The organism is Bdellovibrio sp. KM01, assembly GCF_013752535.1.
In the GTDB taxonomy this organism is placed as follows: Bacteria; Bdellovibrionota; Bdellovibrionia; order Bdellovibrionales; family Bdellovibrionaceae; genus Bdellovibrio.
The window spans coordinates 1,813,663-1,834,675 of record NZ_CP058348.1; the positions used below are offsets into that span (position 1 = coordinate 1,813,663).

20 protein-coding genes, 2 tRNA genes and 3 rRNA genes are annotated in these 21,013 nt (G+C 44.9%); 16 read left to right on the top strand and 9 right to left on the bottom strand.

Annotated elements, in window-relative coordinates:
- Positions 1–23 precede the first annotated feature (23 nt).
- The 3 genes from HW988_RS08830 to HW988_RS08840 all read left to right on the top strand — a co-directional run bounded on the left by HW988_RS08830 (position 24) and on the right by HW988_RS08840 (position 1,848).
- On the top strand, positions 24–785 hold the full coding sequence (locus HW988_RS08830; protein ID WP_255490284.1) for a glycosyltransferase family 2 protein: 762 nt from the start codon (positions 24–26) through the stop codon (positions 783–785).
- Positions 766–1,692 carry a hypothetical protein gene (locus HW988_RS08835; RefSeq protein ID WP_255490285.1) on the top strand — a complete coding sequence of 309 codons (927 nt, stop codon included), beginning with the start codon at positions 766–768 and terminating at the stop codon, positions 1,690–1,692. Before HW988_RS08830 ends, HW988_RS08835 begins: the two co-directional genes overlap by 20 nt.
- An 80-nt stretch (positions 1,693–1,772) precedes the next feature.
- Positions 1,773–1,848: transfer RNA gene (locus tag HW988_RS08840), tRNA-His, on the top strand.
- Between the two features lie 51 nt (positions 1,849–1,899).
- On the opposite strand, the gene HW988_RS08845 is transcribed toward HW988_RS08840, so the two are convergent.
- Positions 1,900–2,292 carry a hypothetical protein gene (locus HW988_RS08845; RefSeq protein WP_181607308.1) on the bottom strand — a complete coding sequence of 131 codons (393 nt, stop codon included), beginning with the start codon at positions 2,290–2,292 and terminating at the stop codon, positions 1,900–1,902.
- A 208-nt stretch (positions 2,293–2,500) separates the two neighbouring features.
- Between HW988_RS08845 and HW988_RS08850 the strand changes: the two genes are divergently transcribed.
- Both HW988_RS08850 and HW988_RS08855 read left to right on the top strand, forming a co-directional pair.
- A complete protein-coding gene (locus HW988_RS08850; protein WP_181607310.1) occupies positions 2,501–2,815 on the top strand; it encodes a BON domain-containing protein in 315 nt (104 codons plus the stop codon).
- 123 nt (positions 2,816–2,938) lie between these two features.
- On the top strand, positions 2,939–3,166 hold the full coding sequence (locus tag HW988_RS08855; protein ID WP_142700111.1) for an AbrB/MazE/SpoVT family DNA-binding domain-containing protein: 228 nt from the start codon (positions 2,939–2,941) through the stop codon (positions 3,164–3,166).
- Positions 3,167–3,183: 17 nt separating this feature from the next.
- Here HW988_RS08855 and HW988_RS08860 read toward each other — a convergent pair whose 3' ends face one another.
- The 4 genes from HW988_RS08860 to HW988_RS08875 form a co-directional block, all read right to left on the bottom strand.
- Entirely contained in the window at positions 3,184–3,609 is a 426-nt protein-coding gene (locus HW988_RS08860; protein WP_181607312.1) for a hypothetical protein, read from the bottom strand.
- Positions 3,606–4,034 (bottom strand): hypothetical protein, encoded by a 429-nt coding sequence (locus HW988_RS08865; protein WP_181607313.1) that lies wholly within the window; start codon positions 4,032–4,034, stop codon positions 3,606–3,608. The genes HW988_RS08860 and HW988_RS08865 overlap by 4 nt, the downstream gene beginning before the upstream one ends.
- The gene (locus tag HW988_RS08870) at positions 4,034–4,792 is read right to left on the bottom strand and encodes an alpha/beta hydrolase (protein ID WP_220128844.1); all 759 of its coding nucleotides are present in this window, start codon (positions 4,790–4,792) and stop codon (positions 4,034–4,036) included. The genes HW988_RS08865 and HW988_RS08870 overlap by 1 nt, the downstream gene beginning before the upstream one ends.
- Positions 4,793–4,922: 130 nt before the next feature.
- Entirely contained in the window at positions 4,923–5,192 is a 270-nt protein-coding gene (locus tag HW988_RS08875) for a helix-turn-helix transcriptional regulator (RefSeq protein WP_181607317.1), read from the bottom strand.
- 149 nt (positions 5,193–5,341) lie between these two features.
- Between HW988_RS08875 and HW988_RS08880 the strand changes: the two genes are divergently transcribed.
- Positions 5,342–5,992 carry a hypothetical protein gene (locus tag HW988_RS08880; protein ID WP_181607319.1) on the top strand — a complete coding sequence of 217 codons (651 nt, stop codon included), beginning with the start codon at positions 5,342–5,344 and terminating at the stop codon, positions 5,990–5,992.
- A gap of 11 nt (positions 5,993–6,003) precedes the next feature.
- Positions 6,004–6,627: an iron-containing redox enzyme family protein gene (locus HW988_RS08885; protein ID WP_181607321.1), complete on the top strand. Its 624-nt coding sequence runs from the start codon at positions 6,004–6,006 to the stop codon at positions 6,625–6,627.
- On the opposite strand, the gene HW988_RS08890 is transcribed toward HW988_RS08885, so the two are convergent.
- Entirely contained in the window at positions 6,584–7,279 is a 696-nt protein-coding gene (locus tag HW988_RS08890) for a hypothetical protein (RefSeq protein ID WP_181607322.1), read from the bottom strand. The two genes, HW988_RS08885 and HW988_RS08890, sit on opposite strands and share 44 nt — an antisense overlap.
- Positions 7,280–7,459: 180 nt before the next feature.
- Here HW988_RS08890 and HW988_RS08895 point away from each other — a divergent pair, with 180 nt between their 5' ends.
- From HW988_RS08895 to HW988_RS08905, 3 genes are all read left to right on the top strand, one after another.
- Positions 7,460–8,719 (top strand): hypothetical protein, encoded by a 1,260-nt coding sequence (locus tag HW988_RS08895; protein WP_181607323.1) that lies wholly within the window; start codon positions 7,460–7,462, stop codon positions 8,717–8,719.
- A gap of 352 nt (positions 8,720–9,071) precedes the next feature.
- Positions 9,072–9,530, top strand: a complete 459-nt coding sequence (locus tag HW988_RS08900) for a hypothetical protein (protein WP_181607325.1) — start codon at positions 9,072–9,074, stop codon at positions 9,528–9,530.
- Between the two features lie 198 nt (positions 9,531–9,728).
- Positions 9,729–10,001 (top strand): hypothetical protein, encoded by a 273-nt coding sequence (locus HW988_RS08905; protein ID WP_181607327.1) that lies wholly within the window; start codon positions 9,729–9,731, stop codon positions 9,999–10,001.
- Position 10,002: 1 nt separating this feature from the next.
- On the opposite strand, the gene HW988_RS08910 is transcribed toward HW988_RS08905, so the two are convergent.
- On the bottom strand, positions 10,003–10,959 hold the full coding sequence (locus HW988_RS08910) for an SMP-30/gluconolactonase/LRE family protein (RefSeq protein ID WP_181607328.1): 957 nt from the start codon (positions 10,957–10,959) through the stop codon (positions 10,003–10,005).
- 249 nt (positions 10,960–11,208) lie between these two features.
- On the bottom strand, positions 11,209–11,469 hold the full coding sequence (locus tag HW988_RS08915; RefSeq protein WP_181607329.1) for a hypothetical protein: 261 nt from the start codon (positions 11,467–11,469) through the stop codon (positions 11,209–11,211).
- 687 nt (positions 11,470–12,156) lie between these two features.
- Here HW988_RS08915 and HW988_RS08920 point away from each other — a divergent pair.
- The 5 genes from HW988_RS08920 (at position 12,157) to HW988_RS08940 (ending at position 18,171) form a co-directional block, all read left to right on the top strand.
- A 16S ribosomal RNA gene (locus HW988_RS08920) occupies positions 12,157–13,670 on the top strand.
- Positions 13,671–13,822: 152 nt separating this feature from the next.
- A tRNA-Ile gene (locus HW988_RS08925) sits at positions 13,823–13,899 on the top strand.
- A gap of 123 nt (positions 13,900–14,022) precedes the next feature.
- A 23S ribosomal RNA gene (locus tag HW988_RS08930) occupies positions 14,023–16,963 on the top strand.
- Positions 16,964–17,215: 252 nt separating this feature from the next.
- Positions 17,216–17,332: ribosomal RNA gene (gene rrf / locus HW988_RS08935) — 5S ribosomal RNA — on the top strand.
- Together the 16S, 23S and 5S rRNA genes with 1 tRNA gene alongside form the textbook arrangement of a ribosomal RNA operon.
- 392 nt (positions 17,333–17,724) lie before the next feature.
- Positions 17,725–18,171: a multidrug efflux SMR transporter gene (locus HW988_RS08940; protein WP_181607331.1), complete on the top strand. Its 447-nt coding sequence runs from the start codon at positions 17,725–17,727 to the stop codon at positions 18,169–18,171.
- A 162-nt stretch (positions 18,172–18,333) separates the two neighbouring features.
- Here the strand turns inward: HW988_RS08940 and HW988_RS08945 are convergent, their stop codons facing one another.
- A complete protein-coding gene (locus HW988_RS08945; protein ID WP_181607333.1) occupies positions 18,334–18,957 on the bottom strand; it encodes an NADPH-dependent FMN reductase in 624 nt (207 codons plus the stop codon).
- Between the two features lie 380 nt (positions 18,958–19,337).
- Between HW988_RS08945 and kdpA the strand changes: the two genes are divergently transcribed.
- Positions 19,338–21,008: a potassium-transporting ATPase subunit KdpA gene (kdpA, locus tag HW988_RS08950; protein WP_181607334.1), complete on the top strand. Its 1,671-nt coding sequence runs from the start codon at positions 19,338–19,340 to the stop codon at positions 21,006–21,008.
- Positions 21,009–21,013: the final 5 nt, after the last annotated feature.

The window sequence follows — 21,013 nt, forward strand, 5'->3', positions numbered from 1 at the left end:
TGCTCGAACACCAAGCTAAATCAGTGACAAAACTTCCTATTTCCCTTGTTGTGATTGCCTTGAACGAAGAAGCTCATATCGACCGCTGTATTCGTTCCGTTCCCTTTGCTGATGACGTTGTTGTCGTGGATAGCTTTTCGACGGATTGCACTGTGGAGATTGCTGAAAAAGCGGGCGCCCGTGTTTTCCAAGAAAAATGGCGCGGATTTGGGCCCCAGAAAGCTTTTGCAGCCGCCCAGGCTAAGAACCATTGGATTTTGTCATTGGATGCTGATGAAGCGCTCAGTCCTGAGCTTGCCTCTGAAATCGTGGCTCAGTTTGCGTCCTTAGACCCCGAGGCTGGCTACCTGTTTCCACGCAAATCATTTCATATGGGGCGTTGGATAATGCATGGAGGTTGGTATCCTGACTTCCAGCTGCGCCTGTTTAACAAAGCCCAAAGTCGTTGGAATTCCGCAAACGTACATGAAAAGGTCGAAGTAAAAACTGTGCTTAAGATGAAGGCTCCGCTGCTTCACTACGTCTTTGATGATCTCAGTGATCAGGTCGTGACCAATGATCGCTATTCCAGCTTAGGGGCTCGCGAGCTTCAAGCCAAAGGCTATAGCTTCTCATATCTGAAGATGGTCTTTAAGCCCTTCGGAAAATTTGTGGAAACTTACTTCGTTAAAGCCGGCTTTATGGACGGGCTTCCGGGATTTGTTATCGCTATCGGGGCGGCTTATTCGCTATTCTTGAAGTATGTAAAACTCTGGGAGCTTGAGCGTGTTAAAGAGAATAATTAAACTTAAAGTCCTACTTTCACTATTGTCTTTAACTGCAGCAACATCATGGGCCGCCCCCAAATATCCGGCAGTCGAAGATGTGCAGGGGGCAGTCAGTTTAACCGGCAAAGATGGCGGTAAAATTAAACTGACGACTAAGACGCCTCTTCTGGAAAAAGCCCTGTTCGAAACCTCGGATGACTCCACGGTGCGTGTCGCACTCGATGGTGTTCGCCACTTTGTAGTTCAACCGAATAGTGCTGTCTTATTGCCAACCATCAGTTGGGAGGGCGGCGAAGCTCCTGTTTTAATTTTGCGATCTGGAAGCATTCGCTGGGTGCAAAAGGAAAATGAAAAGCCTAGCTACAACACGGTTTTGCGCTCGGATCTTTACGAATTTCTTCCGCCGGCGGGGGATTTTATTTTCCTCATCAATAGCCCCAAAGCCTATGGCGAGGTGAAGGTTCTAAAAGGTGCCATCGAGTTTTCGGCATTAAACGGTGAAACCCCGGCGCAGGCAAAAGCCGGGGAGCAGGTCGGATTCCAGGGCATGGTCGAGGGTGGAGAAATTGCCTATGACGTTTTGTTAAAAGGTAAAAAGATTCCCCGCGGGAATCTCACTCCGGTGACTAAGATCAGCGACAAAGAGCTCGCATCGTTTGATAGTGCCGAGAAAAAACGCCAAGCCCAAGCTGCACAACTCGCAAAAAAGCAGCAAAAAGCCGCCCAGGCCGCTAAGAAGTCAGGGGCCATTTGCTCTGCTCCCAGTGCTCGTTTTAATGAATGTGCCTGGGTTAAAAAGGGAAGTTCTTGTCAGCGTCGCCGCTGTAATGCGAATGGGGATTGGGCCGAAGAAACTCTCTTAAATGCGCAAAATGCGAGCATAAACTGTAAGGCGCAACCCGTCGTAGCCCCTTGTGATTATTAGACTTTAAAGAATTTTAAGATTCGGCATTTTTCCAACTTGCACTTTACCCTGGGAAGCTCTATAAAAGACCTTCCTTTGTGGTGGCCGTAGCTCAGTTGGTAGAGCATCGGATTGTGATTCCGAGTGTCGCGGGTTCAAGCCCCGTCGGTCACCCCAATTTTTCTTCTTCAAAATCCCGGAATATTAAAAGCAGCTTCTCATCGAAACTTAAATCGCAGTGAACTTTACACAGCGAACGCGATGATTTTTGCCATAGCTCGGTCCATAAGATCCCCCTGAAGAAAAGCGATACACCGCCGGCAATCCGTCGCCAACAGCATATAGTTTTGATTTGGTCCAAATGAAGCGAGCGGAAGGATGCTTGGGTGAAAGCTGATCTAACTCTTCTTTGGCAGGCACCACCCATTTTGCATAAACCTTATCATCACATGGCCCCTGAGTTTTACTTTCGCAAACAGACTCAAGCTTGTGACAATATTCATGAGACTTCGAGTAAGGCATTTCAGAAGAAGACTCGTGCGACATCATCAGAACATATTTAGTGCTACCCCAAGAAACATTCGCCAATACTAAAACGGTCAGCAGGATCAATGCCTTCATCGCATCCTCCAAAAGAGGCTTAACTTCTTTTGATTTTACTCTGAAGTCACATCGATAAAATTTATGGCAGGTATCATGTCATTCTAATGATGGCAGGCTTTTGCCCAGTCATAAATAAAGCTCGTCGTCGAGGTTTTGGGTTCCTAGGTTTAAATTACTTCTCAAACCGCGAATTAGCCCTCACACTTTAAGTAATACTGAGGATATCATGAAAAGATTTTTGATATTTGCGGCTCTGTTTCTAACATTGGGTGCCCAAGCGAACGCTGTCCCAGAGGGCTCGGTCCAGGATCCGGAAGAATCAGCAGTAGAAACATTGGAAATCAGTGATGCGATCCGCGCTCTTCTCAAGAATGATTCCACTCTCTCAGCAAGCGCTCAAAACGTCGGTATTTTCGAAAAACACAATTGCATCATTCTAAAAGGCTCTGTGAAATCTGCGGAAGAGCAAACCAAGATTGGTAAAATCGCCGAAGAGGCGAGCCCCGGCATGAAAATCATCAATGACACGAAAGTTCGCTAAAACAACTGGTACAAAGGATTGTTTGCAAGGTCTGGTCGAGACATCTGTTCGACAACAGGCGAGCAAAGCCCCTATCCTGATATCAGCAAGACCCTAAGTTAAGTCACATTGGAGCAAGCAACAATGAGCAAAACAGCTGCCACTTCCAAAGCCTCTAGGAAAAATCAAACCACTATTCCAGCTCGAGTGCGTAAGGCCTTAAGGATCGCCAAAGGTGACACCCTTCTTTGGACGATCAATGGAGATGAAGTGTCGATCAAAATCATCGGCAAGGTGAATGTCGATTGGACTAAAACCTCTGAGATGTCACTTCTCGAGTGGACCGATAAAGACGAAGAAGTCAGCCTCTAAGCTGACTTTTTTAATGTTCACGAATCCTTTTTAGCGGTCTCAAAATACATAATCGAAAGAGTCAGTATAGCCGGGAGAACGATCGCCACAACACGTGGATTGTTCAGCGGATGGCTGCGCAAGGAGGAAAACTCCAGCGCATTTAAACTAAGCTGCTGGTAAAATCCATACAGACATCCCAGTAAAGCAGAAGCCCTATATCCACTCAGTCTGCGACTGATCACAAAAAGTCCCGCGAGTACTAAAATATAATAGCTAACCGAATGAAGAGTGAAAGCAGCTGTTCTTATCGCCAGTGTGCCAGCTTCACCGTACTTTTCATCCCATTGGTGGAATCCATAAACCACGACGACGCTGCAAGCAGCCGAGATCGCAAACGTAATACCTAGGGCAGTTAAAATATAAAGCAGCTGATTTTTAATATCTACCACGTTCTTTTTCACGGCTGCTCCTTCACGTTTATTTCCTGCAAGGTGCCGCCGAACTTAAATTTAAAAAAACTCAATCTGCCAGAGTCGCCTTTGTAAGCGATCAAAACCTGATAGTCGTCATCTTTAACGTAAGGCAAATCCGCATCAGAAAGTCGAGCCCTGTATTCTTCAGGAACCTTGTCGGCTTCAAGATAAAAGGCGCCACGAAGTTTTCCTTCAGGGGAGTGGCCGATTGCTTGGAAATCACCAGAGTATTTGTTGTGCTCTTGATAAAAAGCCTCTTCCGCTGTGATAAGCGAGGCTAGATTGGTTTTGATTTCACTCAGGCGAGCCTTATCCACCATGTTCGTTCCATAAATCTTCCACCACAGAAACGACATCCCTGCGCAAAGCAGAACGATAGCAACAGCAGTTTTAATATTCTTCGAACTAAACATCAGCGAACGTCCTTGTTTCCAGTGTGTTGATTCAGAAATCCTTTTATAGAATCCCAGAACTTCGGAAACTCCTCCAGATCATTGTGATGGCCGCGATTGATTTCAACGAACACGGCCTTCTTCGAAATTTCTGAAAGTTTTTTTCCTTGAGTGAATGGTATCACCTCATCCTCATTTCCATGAAGAATTAAAACAGGCGCAGAGACTTTCGTAATCCACTCAGAACTTTGCATGGGATATTTCATAAGAAAAGTGGGGAGCAGTGGAAATCGACTCTTCGCCATCGCAGTTAAACTTAAGTAAGGTGTTTCCAGAATTAAAGCTTTCACTCGGGGATCACTTCCTAAATAAACGGCCAGACCTGAACCCAAAGATCGTCCAAACAGAACGATATTTTGAGTCTGATATCTTTCTTTAGCTTGTGCCAAAGTCGCCTCTGCAATTCTTAAAAGCTGTGCTTGCGAAGTGATTGCGCCAGAACTTTTGCCATAGCCAGGATAATCGATCATCCACACGTCAAAGCCAGTTTGCAGACACAGCGTCTGTCCCACCTCGCCCCAGCCGTCCAAGGCTCCGGCATTGCCATGAAAATAAACGATCACCCCGCGAGGTTGTGCAGTTTTCAATAGCAAACTGTGAACACGATCATCATCAGATTTGATATAAATTTCTTCGAATGAAATGTTAAAGGGAAAATTGAAGTCCTCAGGTACGGGGGAGGGAAAGAAGATCAATTTTTCTTGTTTGAAAAAAACCAATACTAGAATCCCAAAATAAGAGGCAGCGGCAATTGTTGCGATCTTAACAAGATAACTTTTTAAAGTTGAGACATCCACCCAGAGCATAGGAAGAGTATAACCTAAGTCTGAGAGATAAAATTTTGAAATCTTATTTGTCTGTTGGATTCACTAGCTTTTGTTCCAAAATAATATCTTCGGGCTTTTTAGTGTCGCCCACTAGATCTTTATGGAGTTGGACCGCGATCTCTCTTAGATGCTGTTCTAAAACGACGTTAAAGATTGTCTCTTCAGGAATTTGAAAAAGCTTAGCAAGATCTTTTAACACAGGAATTGGCGGTTGAGATTTGTCACGTTCCCAGTTCGAGATGAACTGTCCATTTTTATAACCCAAATAGTCCGCAACATCTTTTTGAGACAACCCTCTGACTTTTCTACAATGTGCGAGGAAACCACCGCAGGTAACCATAAAAAAACCCCTAAACATTATTCTGTTATTTACCGAAATATCACCGTACCGAAGTTTATACAAACTAAAACATGTTTGAGCAAAATACTTAGAGGAATTACATGAACTTTTCGTATCGTCTCATCTATACGCTCGGATCAAAAACTCAACAAGAAATCGACTATGTTAATAAGTGTTTTCGTCTCTGGTCTGAAGAGTTTGGTGCGGATTTAGCCTCTCGTGGCGCCAAATTGAACCATGATGAGTTTCAGCGTGCTCGAGTGATCGCTGTCATTTGTAAGGATGACGAAGTAGTTGGGTTTCATCTGTATTCTCCCTTCGATTTGCGCGAACACAGTAGCTGCGAACATTCCTACATTCGTGCAATCCCAGATGACGTAAAAGTAAAACTAAGAGAACACCAAATTAATTCATTCATGGCTATGGAGTACTTGACAGTGGCTCCCGCATTCCGATCGCGAGAGGCGGGTGGGCCCAAAGTTGCGGAGCTCATCATTCGCCTGGGGCTTAAAGTAATGCATGAGCTTGGAGTCGATGCCGCCGTAGGAATCGCACGAGTGGATCGCAAAGTGAATTTTCTGGGCGAAATCATCGGTTTCTCCGAGTTCGCCCAAATCACAAAATACAATAATCAATGTGCTTTTATGGTTTTCGGTAAGCAAAACCAACTCATCGAATCTGATGAGTTTACCAGAAGAACCGTCGAAGCACTTTGGACCGAAAAATATCAACCAAGAAAAATGGCAGCCTAAAAGGAGAACGTATGAAATCAAACGAGTTTAATGAAAAAGCCCACGCAAAAGTAAATGAGCTTTGCAAAACTATCGAAGCGCTTCCCTGGGAAAACGTCAGATTTTATAATTCCTGGTGCGCGCAAACTCACAATTTCGTGGGACACACATCGATCTTTCTAAATCTTTGCAATGAAAGACTGCCAAAGGATCATCCTTTGAAAGCTCAATTCGAACATCATATCGAAGAAGAGGTCGGTCATGAAAAGATGAGCGAAAATGATCTAAAATTCATGCATGCAGAAGGCACGAAAGTATTTGAGGTCACAAAAGCTTTTTGGAAAACTCAATACTACTGGATTAAAGAAGTCGGCCCAACGGCCCACTTGGGTTACTCGCTTTTGTTGGAAGGCTTAGCAGCTAAATCCGGTCCAGGAATTTTAAAGCGTGTTAAAGCCGCGGGTATCCAAGGTTACACCTTCCTTAAAGTCCACGCAGAAGAGGACACAGAACATTTCAATGATGCATTAAAAGCCGTTGCAAAAGTTTCTGATAAAGAGCGCGAGCACATTTATCAAAATCTTTGTGAAGGTATGGATATGTATCTCAGAATTATGAATGAATGTGTGCGTGAGTCAGTGCAGTTAGCATCGTAAAACGCTCCAGTGCTGCAACGCCAACAATCGTGTCCCCTGCATTGACGGGGGACATGAGTTTGATTTCCACGTCAGATTCATAACGTCCTTGGGAGCGAATTTCTTTTACCTTATGGACAGGCAGCCCCGGAGGGAATGGTTTTTTGTTCAAACCCATAAAAGTCGCATAAGCCATTTTTTGAATCTTAGCCGAGATGTCAGTGTCACGGTCGTAAAGATTCCACCACTGTTTTGAAAACATCACGTCAGGCGCATAGGAAGAATAATCAAAAAGTTCCGGATTAAAGAACAAACGCTTGGAATCGCTTCCGTAAATTTCAACGATGTCGCCATCCTGAATTTGTTCAATAAAGGCCGCAGGAATTGTGACATTCAATCGCGACAGATAATAGCGAACCAGGTCCTTGGTGTTCTTCGGATTGCCGTTATGGGCAACGAAGTCCAGCATCAGATGGGACCATCTACGTATACCATCCAAGAGGCTGAGTTTTTCATTTTCACTTAAAGAAAAGAAATGATCATCGAAACGATAGGAAAGGTAAACGCGTCCTGTAGCTTTCAGGGCGTCTCGCAAAAGCAGTCTTGCCGCCGCATACTGTTCAGTCATACTCGGCTCTTGGTGTTCAAGGTTCGCAACTTGTTCCAATTCCATTCCAACTATTTACCGATTTCTGGGCGGTTAAACAAATATTTTGTAATAAAACTGATTAACTACGAGCTTGGTCCCTTAGGAAGCATTCATTTTCTATGGATTGCCTGTAATAAATGCCTGTTTGTTTTTCTGGTGGGCACACTTTTGGATTCAGTTAAAAGATGAATAGGAAAACAGAGTATGAAAAAGCATATATTCGTCTACGCATTCATAGTTTTGACAGTTGGCTGCCAACCTTCCAAAGATGGCACTTTATTGACTCATTATGAGACAGATCCTTTTGCAGGGAAATCCAAGGATCGACAGGATACAACGGTCCTCAAGGTCGATGGTCAAGCCACTCAAGGCTACAACACCACAACGCCAGTATCGAACATTGGTGGGGCAGCGGCAGAGTCTTCGTCATTCAATGATAAAGCCCTGGCAACTGTTTACGATGCCATCGTTCGTCTCAAGATGGATATTGCCGGAACAAGGGAGCCGGGCGAGGATCTGAAGATTTTAGAGAAGCTTTTGCAAAGCAAGCAAGGTGCAGAAGGTCTCGATGTTCTAAAAGCGATCGAAACTAAAAAGTTGGCACTTAATTTTCAGTTAACTGAAGAAGAAAAATCAGCACCAGATATTGAGATGAATATTCTTGCCCAAGCCTTTAAGCAAATCGCTGCTGCAAACGGTCTGGATGATCAGTCTCAAGCCCTGATCTCTAAAGCGATCCAGGCTCGTTCCAAAATGCTCGCGCCTTCCGAATCTCAAAAAAGTCTCGCGCAAGTAAACGGTCAGCTTTTGCAGGATAAAATGAATGCTTTGATCGTGGCTGCGACAACTAATAAAACGGCGGCCTGTTCAGCGATGCCAACATTTGCCAGCGCAATCACTAATTTCTATGAAGACACTCAATACTCATTGCCGGCACTTATTAAGAACAAAATAAAGTACGTAAGAGCAGAACTCGCGGGTGCAGAGCAGTGTCAGCTTTCATATGCTTCTCTGTTATCCGTCGTCGAAATGATCACCTTTGATCTTGGCTCCTTGGAGCTTTATCTCAATCCGAAAAATACCTTTAATTGGGAAAACTTCGAAGACTATAAAATCCAAGCCCCACTTGAAGAAGCCGTCGCAATGGTTAAGGCTGGAAAAGAAATCGGTTCAATTGCGACGACTGATATGGTCTGTAAGTTAGATGGGGTTGATGTCGATCCCCAGGAGTATCCGCTAAGAATTGAAAAGGCGAGCAACCAACGAGGTGTCACGGTTTCATTTGTAGCTGAAAAAGGAAAAGTTCCTGACTTTCAAAAAATGAATCTGACGAAAATAGAACCGGATACTCTGGTTCTAGCTGTTAATGTCATCCCCGGCAGCGCAGCACCATTTCAATTTACTTTTTTCAATTCCAAGATCGGTGCAAACTCGACAGTTAAATGTAGTCTAGCGACACCTTAGTTAGACCTGCCGGGCTCCCGGCAGCAACCGAAGCCCCGCTCCTGGCGTAGCTGGCACTTCACAGCGCTAGCTTCCTTTTCAATCTGGATGCGTTCGCGAATAAAAATTTAAGCTATACAGTTTTCACCATAATTAGAGCCGCAACTTAATTCTGGGGCTGATGTTTGTTATTAGCCTCCCGATGTATAAAGTCAGAAGTGGAGTCACGGCATTCGAAAATATCACTCACGATTTTCTCTCGAAAGATTCCACGAGCATCTAACAATGAAACTATCAAATCCGAATATTCTTATTCTGCATTACGAAAGTTTAAGATGCGTCTATTCTACCTTTCGTTAGGTGGGGAATCAGTATGAACTTTTTTGTATCTGTTGCCGTGGGAATGCTAGTTGTCTTTCAAGCTTTCAAAATGATGGGGCCGTTGCCCGAAAAAATTCATAATAAAGTAAACACCGAACTCTCCGTCAGAGAGCGCAACCTGCAAGCTGCGATGGCAGACGAATTCTCACCCAGAATGTCTTACTCGCCGCCCACTCGTATGATTGCATCAGCCGGCAGTTTTAGTTCTTCGCCAAACAATGTCGAACCAGTAGCAACACCGATTCGCAGATGGCCAGAAGTTAAGTACACCAACAAACCTCTTATGACGTTTGAGCGTTACATCGCTCACCAAAAGAAATTGAAAAAGCACAAACGTGCTGTTGCGAGCGCAGCTGTAGCTAAGAAAGGCAAAGCAAAGAAATATCAGCAGGTAAAAAAGCCCGCTTTAAAACGCAATCAAAAGGTCGCGAGCTCCGCGACTCGCGTGTAGCAGTCTGAGACGTTTCCGCTGTAAAGATTGGGAACATGTCGTGTTTCCAGTCGAAATCCTGGAAATTCATTGTGGAATCAAGGTCTTTTGATTGCGATCGAGTAAAACTCACCCAAATCTTGGGCACCTCAATTCAAATTCAAAGCCCATAAAGGGTGGTCCAAGCCTTGCTTTAAGGAATCATATCACGGGGGAATTATGAACATTCAAGTTTTAGCTGTAATTGGAGTGATCTTATTTTCATCCTCAAGCTTTGCACGCAACGATTTCGGATCACTCATTGAGAATTCAAATAAAGAAGGGCAAGCTGTCCAGCAAAAGGTGAAGCGTGCCGTAAGCTCTAGCAAGGATTTCCAGGCCGACGTGGTCTCTGCAAAAAGAGTCCGTGCCTATAATCCAGTGACGTACAATCCTATGGCGTCTTCAGATGGCGATGTCGAAGTGATCGTTCACCGCGACGCCGATCAATAAACTATTTCACATCAATGAAATACACGCGATTTGTACTCATTTCAGGAATACCAATCACTTTTAACTCAGCCGAGTAACCAACATCTGCAATATGTGAAAACCCCTGCGCCCACACGCGGGGTTTCTTTTTTTCATCAAAGCGAAAAATACGACCCCCCATCCAATCGGTGCCAAACATATATTTTCCGGCCTTTGTGATTCCATCCATGTTGCCCAAGGCATCTCCAGTTCCCATCGATATCTTTTTGGACTTCATATCAATAAATCGCAAATACCCTGGACGAGAGGTTTTAGAAGTAGCCGTATCTACAATCGGCCCCCAAGTGATGACATATAGTTTGTTGCCATCAATTTCGAGACCGTTCGGAGTATCCAGATCTGGGGAGTCCACCCAAACCTCCGCTTTCTCCATACCTTTTTTCCAGCGATAGATCTTATTAGCTGCCATATCAGTCACGTAAACAGATTGATCGCGGGGATCACAGGCAGAATCATTCGGAAAGACCACTCCCGGCATTTCAATTTTGGCCGTGATCGCAGCCTTATCAATATTCACCACCACAATGCCGTCACGATCCACTACGTAAAGGTCTTTCCCCAGGTGGCAAATCCCTCCAGGAGCATGGAATCCCGCTTGTACCCATCGCGGGTGAGTGACTTTGCCATTCTCATCCAGGCGAGTGATCCAACCATAGTTATCTTTTGCCAGGATATCCGGGCCGCCCATGCTGCTTACGAACCACGAGCGTACCTCTGGCACCCAGTGAACTGATTCAGGAGAATCATAAATTTCCGAAGAGGGAGCTTTTGAAATATCAATTCCCGCGGGAGTTTTCGGCTCCGTCTTAACCGGTTTGCTTTGGCAAGCGCAGATGAAAACAGAAGCAAGAGTGATCAGGCACAATGAATGAAGAGCTTTATTCAAAACGAACTCCCGAAAGTAGATTGATGAATTCATTCTACAAAAACTACTTTGAACTGCAAATGAATGTCTGTAAGACCGCATACTTTGTTTGGACGATATTCAGTATAGAATGTCCGCACCTTGCATAGGCTCGCTCAACGCACTTTCCATCGCCGCTTCTGATCCTTGCTAAGGATCGTCTTCGCCCGTTCTTCATAAGGCTATGCTGAACTAGATGTCGCAATTTAAATAAAAAAAAGAGCAGGTGCTGCCTGCTCTTTTAGCTCCATCTCTGTAAAGAGATTAGTGGCTTTCAGTGTGCTCAGTCTCAGTTGTTGTCTTAGTAGAGCCGTCTGAATGTTTTTTAGTTTTCTTTTTGGATTTCTTTTCCATCTTAGAGCTATCGCCCTTAACTTTCATTTCCTCTTTTTGAGTCGTTGTCTCTGTTCCCGTCATTGGGTTTTTGGTGGTCTCAGTTGAAGAACTGTGAGATTCGCCTTCAGCCAGCGCCAGGTGACCAGTTAACATCATAGAAGCTGCCAATAATAGAACGTGCTTTTTCATGTATTATCCTCCTTGTGGATATAAATAAGGCACGGCCCGATATTGTCAGGAATCAGCAGCGATCATAATTTACAATCAAGTAAGATGTCGGAACACACAGTGAATAACATATGAATTTTAGTGTGAGCGGCTGTTGCTAGGGCTTTTGAGGGAATTTCTGCCTATATATTAGGGCCCTGTTTTTGGGCATGAAGCGCTGCGGAGGCGGTTTCTGCCTAATAAGTCAGCAGAAAGTGCACTTTTTTGCCCGAATAAGCTGCAAACGAAAATAAAATAAAAACCCCTTGCGCGGTTTGGGGATTGAGCCTATAACTCAGCCTCACCGCCGCGATGTTTGAAAAACCAAGCATAAACAGCTGATCTAACTTATTGATTTGTATTCAATATGTTTTCTTTCGCTGGTAGCAGTGAACCCGAACAATTTTCTGAATTTTTTAATTTTAAAAAAATTGAGAAAAAAGTTTGAACGGGTGTTGACAAGGACTTCGGTCTTCGATACAACCGTCTACCTCGTCGCTAAGTAACATTAACGATGAGAAATGTTTCGCTCTTTGAAAACTGAATAGCTAGAAGAAATAGATTTTTGGGCTCTTTGAATACTGAGTAATCAGTATTCACAATTTCAAAATTAAATATATTCGAACAAACAACAGCGTAAAAGCTAGTAGTTTGATTGATACAGAATTTAAACTGGAGAGTTTGATTCTGGCTCAGAACAAACGCTGGCGGCGTGCCTAATACATGCAAGTCGAACGGGGAAAGCTTTCGGGTGAGTACTAGTGGCGCACGGGTGAGTAACGCGTGGATAATCTGCCTTAGAGTGGGGGATAACGAATCGAAAGATTCGCTAATACCGCATAAGACCACAAGAACTGCGGTTCAAGGGGTCAAAGGTTTTTCGCTCTAAGATGAGTCCGCGTAAGATTAGCTAGTTGGTGAGGTAATGGCTCACCAAGGCAACGATCTTTAACTGGTCTGAGAGGATGATCAGTCACACTGGAACTGAGACACGGTCCAGACTCCTACGGGAGGCAGCAGTAGGGAATATTGCACAATGGAGGAAACTCTGATGCAGCGACGCCGCGTGAGTGATGAAGGCCTTCGGGTCGTAAAGCTCTGTCGCAGGGGAATAACACAATGAATGTACCCTGTAAGAAAGGATCGGCTAACTTCGTGCCAGCAGCCGCGGTAAGACGAGGGATCCTAGCGTTGTTCGGAATTATTGGGCGTAAAGCGGGTGTAGGTGGCTATGTAAGTCAGGTGTGAAAGCCTGGGGCTCAACCCCAGAAGTGCATCTGATACTGCGTAGCTTGAGTGCTAGAGAGGATAGTAGAATTCTTGGTGTAGTGGTGAAATACGTAGATATCAAGAGGAATACCGGTGGCGAAGGCGGCTATCTGGCTAGACACTGACACTCAGACCCGAAAGCGTGGGGATCAAACAGGATTAGATACCCTGGTAGTCCACGCCATAAACGATGGATACTTGTTGTTGGAGGTATTGACCCCTTCAGTGACGAAGCTAACGCGTTAAGTATCCCGCCTGGGGAGTACGGTCGCAAGATTAAAACTCAAAGAAATTGACGGGGGCCCGCACAAGCGGTGGAGCATGTGGTTTAATTCGATGCAACGCGAAGAACCTTACCTAGGCTTGACATGTACTGGAATATTGGCGGAAACGCCGTAGCTCGCAAGAGTCGGTACACAGGTGCTGCATGGCTGTCGTCAGCTCGTGTCGTGAGATGTTGGGTTAAGTCCCGCAACGAGCGCAACCCCTACATTTAGTTGCCAGCATTCAGTTGGGCACTCTAGATGGACTGCCGGTGTTAAACCGGAGGAAGGTGGGGATGACGTCAAGTCCTCATGGCCCTTATGCCTAGGGCTACACACGTGCTACAATGGTAGTCACAAACTGAAGCGAAGTCGCGAGATGGAGCTAATCGGAGAAAAGCTATCTAAGTTCAGATTGGTCTCTGCAACTCGAGACCATGAAGTTGGAATCGCTAGTAATCGCGGATCAGAATGCCGCGGTGAATACGTTCCCGGGCCTTGTACACACCGCCCGTCACACCATGAAAGTTGGTTGTACCAGAAGTCGCTGCGCTAACCGCAAGGAGGCAGGCGCCCAAGGTATGGTCGATGATTGGGGTGAAGTCGTAACAAGGTAGCCGTAGGGGAACCTGCGGCTGGATCACCTCCTTTCTAAGGATTATGGTGATCGGCGTTTCAAGTTTAACTTGAAAAAAGCAATCACAATCTTAGGTCAACTCACTCTTCCCGAGTGGGTGAGTCCCAAAAATCTATTCTAGCTGTTTAGTTTTGAAAGAGTGAAAACTCTTATACGCATCTAACATGGGCCAGTAGCTCAGTTGGTTAGAGCACACGCTTGATAAGCGTGGGGTCGGAAGTTCGAGTCTTCCCTGGCCCACCAACTTTCAACAAATTGAGTTGGTCTGTTAGAGGTGAATAAGAGATTTTTTGCGCTTGAAGGTTTTCGTTCTTTGACAATTGAATAGATTGATTTAGTTGATTTTTAGCGAGGTTAGTTCCATTTTTTAAAGCTACAAAGGGCTTACGGTGGATGCCTTGGCACTAAGAAGCGATGAAGGACGTGGTAAGCTGCGATAAGCTTCGGGTAGTGGCACACACACTTTGACCCGGAGATCTCCGAATGAGGAAACTCATCATTTTATGATATCATTCACTGAATACATAGGTGTCTGAAGCGAACGAGGGGAAGTGAAACATCTCAGTACCCTCAGGAAAAGAAATCAATTCCGAGATTACCCTAGTAGTGGCGAGCGAACGGGTAACAGCCTAAACCTTAATCATTTATTTGATTGAGGGGTCGTGGGACCGCGATATGGGACCGGAGAGTATAGAACAACAGTCTGGAAAGTCTGGCAAGATAGGGTGATAGCCCCGTGTTCGAAATGCTCAAAGGCTCTAGCGGCATCCCGAGTACCACAAAACACGTGAAATTTTGTGGGAATCTGTGAGGACCACCTCATAAGGCTAAATATTCCTTAGTGACCGATAGTGAACAAGTACCGTGAGGGAAAGGTGAAAAGAACCCCGAGAGGGGAGTGAAATAGAAACTGAAACCGTAAGCTTACAAGCAGTTAGAGCCCCTTACGTGGGTGATAGCGTACCTTTTGCATAATGAGTCAGCGAGTTATGTTTGCAAGCGAGATTAAGCCGTTGAAGGTGTAGTCGTAGCGAAAGCGAGTCTGAATAGGGCGTTTAGTTTGCAGGCATAGACCCGAAACCCGGTGATCTAATCATGGACAGGTTGAAGCGAGGGTAACACCTCGTGGAGGACCGAACAAGTTGAGGTTGAAAACTCTTTTGATGATCTGTGATTAGGGGTGAAAGGCCAATCAAACTGGGTGATAGCTGGTTCTCCCCGAAATATATTTAGGTATAGCGTTGAGTAAAAAGTATCGTGGAGGTAGAGCACTGAATGGGCTAGGGGTCTTTACCGGATTACCAAACCCAAATAAACTCCGAATGCCACAGATATGTTCCTCAGCAGGCAGACGCAGGGTGATAAGGTCATGCGTCGAGAGGGAAAGAGCCCAGACCAACAGCTAAGGTCCCTAAATGCACGCTCAGTGGAGAACGTTGTGGAGTTACTTTGACAACTAGGAGGTTGGCTTAGAAGCAGCAATCCTTTAAAGAAAGCGTAATAGCTCACTAGTCTAGTGACTCTGCGCGGAAGATACAACGGGGCTAAGCGTGTTACCGAAGCTTTGGATTAAGATATTTTATATTTTAGTGGTAGGGGAGCGTTCTAGCGTAGGATGAAGGTTGACCGGTAGGACAGCTGGACGAACTAGAAGTGATCATGCTGACATAAGTAGCGTTGAACTCGGGTGAAAAACCCGGGCGCCGAAAACTCAAGGATTCCTGGGTAAAGATAATCTTCCCAGGGTTAGTCGAGTCCTAAGATGAGGCCAAGTGGCGTAATCGATGGCAAAACGGTTAATATTCCGTTACCTAGCAAATTGTGTTTAAGGAATGACGGTATAGGCTATCTCAGCCTCTTATTGGATTGAGGTGTAAGCGTGTAGGTGGTGTCGTAGGCAAATCCGCGGCACATAACACTGAGGCGTGAATGCGAGGATCTTTGATCCGGAAGTGAGAAAAGCCATGTATCCAAGAAAAGTTTCGTAAATTTAGATTTGTTAGCTCGTACCGTAAACCGACTCAGGTGAGTGGGGTGAATATCCTAAGGCGATGGGGTGAATTTTGGTCAAGGAACTCGGCAACTTAACACCGTAACTTCGGGAAAAGGTGTGCCCGCGAGAGTGTAAGGATTTACTCCCCAAGCTTTTTCGGGTCGCAGAGAAATGGGAGTAGCGACTGTTTATCAAAAACACAGGTATGTGCAAAGTCTCAAGACGAAGTATACATACTGACGCCTGCCCGGTGCTGGAAGGTTAAGAGGATTAGTTAGCGTAAGCGAAGCTGAGAATCGAAGCCCCAGTAAACGGCGGCCGTAACTATAACGGTCCTAAGGTAGCGAAATTCCTTGTCGGGTAAGTTCCGACCTGCACGAATGGCGTAACGACTTCTCCGGTGTCTCGACCAAATGCCTCGCGAAATTGAATTCTCGGTGAAAATGCCGAGTACCCGCAGAAAGACGGAAAGACCCCGTGAACCTTTACTGTAGCTTGGCAGTGATTTTAGAGTTGGCATGTGTAGGATAGGTGGGAGACTTTGAAGCAGGGGCGCTAGCCCTTGTGGAGTCAACCTTGAAATACCACCCTTGGCACCTTTGAAATCTAACCTGCTGCTCTTTACGAGCAGAGGGACACTGTCTGGTGGGCAGTTTGACTGGGGCGGTCGCCTCCCAAAAAGTAACGGAGGCGCGCGATGGTCCCCTCAGCCTGATTGGAAACCAGGCGTCGAGTGCATTGGCATAAGGGGGCTTGACTGCGAGACCTACAAGTCGAGCAGGTGCGAAAGCAGGCCAAAGTGATCCGGTGGTCCCGCGTGGAAGGGCCATCGCTCAACGGATAAAAGGTACTCCGGGGATAACAGGCTTATTCCATCCAAGAGTCCATATCGACGATGGAGTTTGGCACCTCGATGTCGGCTCATCACATCCTGGGGCTGGAGCAGGTCCCAAGGGTTTAGCTGTTCGCTAATTAAAGTGGTACGCGAGCTGGGTTCAGAACGTCGTGAGACAGTTTGGTCCTTATCTTCTGTGGGCGCATGAAATTTGAGTAGACCTGTCCTTAGTACGAGAGGACCGGGATGGACGAACCTCTGGTGTTCCTGTTGTTCTGCCAAGAGCAATGCAGGGTAGCTATGTTCGGAACTGATAACCGCTGAAAGCATCTAAGCGGGAAGCAGACTACAAGATTAGATTTCACTGGGGCTTCGGCCCCCTAAAGACTCCTCGGAGACTACGAGGTTGATAGGCGGAAGGTGTAAGTACAGTAATGTATTCAGCTGATCCGTACTAATAGGTCGTGAGGCTTTTTTAAAAAATATTCTTCTAACTTTAAGTTACGAAGATTTCGTCTCAGTGACTTCTCTTAAATGAGAACGAGAGACTAGCTCTCTGAATAAGTAAGAGAGTTAAAACTTGGAACTAACAACGACTCGCTAAAAATCAATTAAATCAATCATTCAGTTGTCTGAAATAGAAAGTAACTTCTCCATTTGTATTGGAAGTAAGTTGCAAAGAAGAACGACGAAGTATAAACGTACTTCATCTTTGTTTTAATAAACGCTTTGCTGGTGTTTATAGCAGAGGGGCCACACCTGATCCCATTCCGAACTCAGAAGTTAAGTCCTCTTGCGGCGATGGTATTGCATGGGCGACCATGTGGGAGAGTAGCACGACGCCAGCTCTTTTTTACTCGAACCCGGTCTGGAAACAGATCGGGTTTTTTTATGTCTATTTATCAAACAAGTTCATATTTGTTTTGGCATCGAAATAAGTTAATTTTCCTATCAAAAGTATGGTCTAAAATATCAGAATAAGTCAGTCAAAATGAGACTGAGAACGTATTTAAGTTATTGAATTGACGGCGTTTATTAAAATTAGTCCAGTCGCGAGAGCTTTTTGTCATCCATCATGGTATCCTAGTTACATCAAAGACAGGAATTTTCTTCCTGTTCGCTTTTTTAAGTCTTTTTTCCGCTTATGGATTCAAAAAAAAGATCTCCCAGAGGGTCATCTGGGACACGGGAAATGAAAACTGAATAAACGACAAGAAAGGTTCATCCTAAAAGGTGCTTTATGCCATATGCATATCTTGCGGCGGCAATTGTATTCGAGATCTTGGGGACTATCGGTATGAAATACGCGGACGGCTTTACTCGGCTGATTCCGTCGGTATTAATGGTTCTCTGTTTTGCTATTTCTTTCTTCTGTATTACTTTCGCTTTGAAAACACTTCCAGTTAGTCTCGTCTATGCGATTTGGGCTGGGGTTGGAACTGCAATCATGGCAGTTGTGGGCCTTGTGATGTTCAATGAACCACTTCCTATTCAAAAAGTAGTGGCGACATCTCTTATCATTCTAGGTGTGGTGATGTTGAACTTCTCGGGTCAGCAAGCTGGTGAACAAGTTGCTGCTGAAACTGAGGCTAAAGAAATGAAACGTGTTCCTTCAACGTCAGTCGTAAATCCGGCCTCTGTGGAGATGCCAGGTAGAACGGTTCTCGTGAATCGGAATTCTGGTTAAAGTAAGAAACAGCAAAATAGAAAACAAAAAAAAGACCGAAGTTTTCTTCGGTCTTTTTTTTTGTTTTTGGTTTTCAAATCAATCAATCAATCAATCAATCAATCAATCAATCAATCAATCAATCAATCAATCAATCAATCAATCAATCAATCAATCAATCAATCAATGTGGGTGCTTTTCGTTGTGGCTGTGTTTTTGTTCTTCGAAGAATTCTCCCAGGCGGTCGAATGGTGTTTCTGTTCTTGAGGCGTATTGCAGAAAACTTAATATGAGTTTTCTGAGGCGATCGCTTTGTTTTTCATCTTTTAGTTGATCATCTTTGTCGAAGGCGGTTTCGGCGAAGGCTACGCCGAAATAGTCGGGGTATACGAATGATTTTAAGACATGCAAGGGCACTCGGCTGTGGAAGTTTCCTTTAATCGCCGCAAATTGGCTTATAGACGCCCCGATCAGCAGGATTTGCTTTGCTTCGAGTGGAACAGGTTTCAGCCTTGAGAGCCAGTCTATGGCGTTTTTAAACGGTCCTGGGATACTACCGTTGTACTCGGGTGAGGAAATAATGATGGCGTCGGCAGCAGTGATTTTCTTGGCGAATTTATTTACGGCTTCTGGGATTCCTTGTTCTATTTCGAGGTCGCCGTCGTAGATGGGCATGGGGAATTCATTGAATTCGCAGAGTTCGACTTCTGCTCCTGGAAATTCTTCGGCGAAGGATTTGGCGATGCGGATTAGTTTTTTATTGAAGGAGCCTTTTCTCAACACGGGTGCGAAGCAAAGTATCTTCATCGGAACATCCTTTCCATTAACGTTCGACGACAGCCAAAGTCTTGTAAAACTAATTTATTTTCTCTGAAGTAAATCGCTTCGATAAGAAGTCATCTCCTAAACTTGCAAAGTTACATTTACATTTATGATTACAAATTCAAATCTGTATCCGAGGCTTGAAACATAAGATTTGCTGCATTTGTGCTTTGAGCTGCTAATCCCTTATTTTTCAAGAGTATAGATAATGCTCTCGGCGCTGTGTTTGGTGGTATGGACCTTAGTGTTCAGAAATGAGTCATTTTCAGAGGGCTTTTTATGTTTTCTTTATGTTGTAAAGTTGGTTTTTTACCTTCGATTGAGGTCCTGGGGAATACATTTAAATCACTATAAAGGACTGTATTATGGCATTTGCTGGTGTGGATCTTGTTCAAGTGATTGCGGCTTTGATGGCTGTGATTTTTATGACCCCGTTGTTGGGTACTTATATGTTCAAAATATTTAGCGGGCAGCGAAATGTTTTGATTTCTATTTTACGACCCCTTGAAAAAGCCGTTTATAAGGTTTCTGGTGTTCAAGAGTCGGGTGAAATGAATTGGAAAGAGTATGCGAAAACTCTGCTGATTTTTAATTTCATTGGGCTCGTGTTTTTGATGCTATTGCAGATGGTGCAGGCGCATTTGCCATTGAATCCGGAAAAGCTGGGGAATGTTTCGTGGCATTTGGCTTTTAATACAGCAGTGAGTTTTGTGACGAATACAAACTGGCAGGCGTACTCTGGAGAAAACACTTTAAGTTATCTTACGCAAATGCTTGGTCTTGGGGTGCAAAACTTTGTTAGTGCGGCGACCGGGCTGGGTGTTTTGCTGGCGATTGCTCGTGGTATTGCTAATAAGCAAAATTCTAATCTTGGAAATTTCTGGGTGGATTTAACTCGCGGGACAATTCATTTGCTTTTGCCGTTATCGGTTATTTTAGCAATTGTGTTGATGGGCCAGGGAGTGATTCAGAACTTTCATTCATACGACCATGTGAAAACAGTGGAAGGTTATGAGCAGGTGATTCCTCAAGGACCGGCGGCTTCTCAAATTGCGATTAAGCAGTTGGGATCTAATGGTGGTGGATTTTTTGGAGTGAACAGTGCTCATCCATTTGAAAACCCCACTCCTCTGACCAACTTTTTGGAACTGATTGCGATCCTGGCGATTGCTGCAGGTTGCACGTATTTGTTTGGTTTAATGGTGGGGTCTCGTCGGCAGGGATGGGTGCTATTTGGAGTGATGATGGCTCTGATGACCGCGTTGCTGGCGACATCTTTATGGTCTGAATATCGCTTTGGAACTATGGAAGGAAAAGAGACTCGCTTGGGAATGACCAATACAGTAATTTGGTCGGTCTTTACCACGGCGGCTTCCAATGGTTCGGTGAATGGAATGATTTCAAGTATGTCTCCACTGTCTGGTGGGATTTCTATGCTGAATATTATGCTCGGCGAAGTGGTCTTTGGTGGTGTGGGTGCCGGCATGTATGGAATTCTTTTGTATGTCATTCTGACGGTTTTCTTAGCGGGACTCATGGTGGGGCGTACTCCCGAATACCTGGGTAAAAAAATTGAAGCTCGTGAAATTACTTGGGTGATGGTCGGAGTTCTGGCTCCTTGTGCGACGATTCTTTTAGGGTCGGCGGTCTCGGTTGTCAGTTCTCTGGGACTTGCGGGTTTAGGTCACCAGGGTCCCCACGGATTGAGCGAAATCTTGTATGCGTATTCCTCGGCGGCGGGTAATAACGGCTCGGCATTTGGCAGTCTTAGTGTGAATACGGTTTTCTATAACTTGATGTTGGGTTTTTCCATGTTGATTGGACGTTTTGCGATCATCGTCCCGGTCTTGATTGTTGCTGGCAGTTTAAGTGCTAAGAAAATCGCACCACCGTCTTCTGGAACTTTTAAAACGGATTCGTTGCTATTCGGAGGACTGTTGGCGGGCGTGATTTTAATTGTGGGTGCGCTGACATTTTTCCCGGCTCTTTCTTTAGGGCCTATTTTAGAACATCTTTTGATGGTCACTCAAGGTTAGGTACT

What these genes read in the sequence shown, in the direction of transcription:
- HW988_RS08945 (WP_181607333.1), bottom strand. Translation starts at nt 18,957, where the DNA reads ATGAAGATACTTTGCTTCGCACCCGTGTTGAGAAAAGGCTCCTTCAAT.
- HW988_RS08910 (WP_181607328.1), bottom strand. Translation starts at nt 10,959, where the DNA reads ATGAATTCATCAATCTACTTTCGGGAGTTCGTTTTGAATAAAGCTCTT.
- HW988_RS08880 (WP_181607319.1), top strand. Translation starts at nt 5,342, where the DNA reads ATGAACTTTTCGTATCGTCTCATCTATACGCTCGGATCAAAAACTCAA.
- kdpA (WP_181607334.1), top strand. Translation starts at nt 19,338, where the DNA reads ATGGCATTTGCTGGTGTGGATCTTGTTCAAGTGATTGCGGCTTTGATG.
- HW988_RS08890 (WP_181607322.1), bottom strand. Translation starts at nt 7,279, where the DNA reads ATGGAATTGGAACAAGTTGCGAACCTTGAACACCAAGAGCCGAGTATG.
- HW988_RS08865 (WP_181607313.1), bottom strand. Translation starts at nt 4,034, where the DNA reads ATGTTTAGTTCGAAGAATATTAAAACTGCTGTTGCTATCGTTCTGCTT.
- HW988_RS08905 (WP_181607327.1), top strand. Translation starts at nt 9,729, where the DNA reads ATGAACATTCAAGTTTTAGCTGTAATTGGAGTGATCTTATTTTCATCC.
- HW988_RS08900 (WP_181607325.1), top strand. Translation starts at nt 9,072, where the DNA reads ATGAACTTTTTTGTATCTGTTGCCGTGGGAATGCTAGTTGTCTTTCAA.
- HW988_RS08915 (WP_181607329.1), bottom strand. Translation starts at nt 11,469, where the DNA reads ATGAAAAAGCACGTTCTATTATTGGCAGCTTCTATGATGTTAACTGGT.
- HW988_RS08850 (WP_181607310.1), top strand. Translation starts at nt 2,501, where the DNA reads ATGAAAAGATTTTTGATATTTGCGGCTCTGTTTCTAACATTGGGTGCC.
- HW988_RS08845 (WP_181607308.1), bottom strand. Translation starts at nt 2,292, where the DNA reads ATGAAGGCATTGATCCTGCTGACCGTTTTAGTATTGGCGAATGTTTCT.
- HW988_RS08855 (WP_142700111.1), top strand. Translation starts at nt 2,939, where the DNA reads ATGAGCAAAACAGCTGCCACTTCCAAAGCCTCTAGGAAAAATCAAACC.
- HW988_RS08895 (WP_181607323.1), top strand. Translation starts at nt 7,460, where the DNA reads ATGAAAAAGCATATATTCGTCTACGCATTCATAGTTTTGACAGTTGGC.
- HW988_RS08885 (WP_181607321.1), top strand. Translation starts at nt 6,004, where the DNA reads ATGAAATCAAACGAGTTTAATGAAAAAGCCCACGCAAAAGTAAATGAG.
- HW988_RS08940 (WP_181607331.1), top strand. Translation starts at nt 17,725, where the DNA reads ATGCCATATGCATATCTTGCGGCGGCAATTGTATTCGAGATCTTGGGG.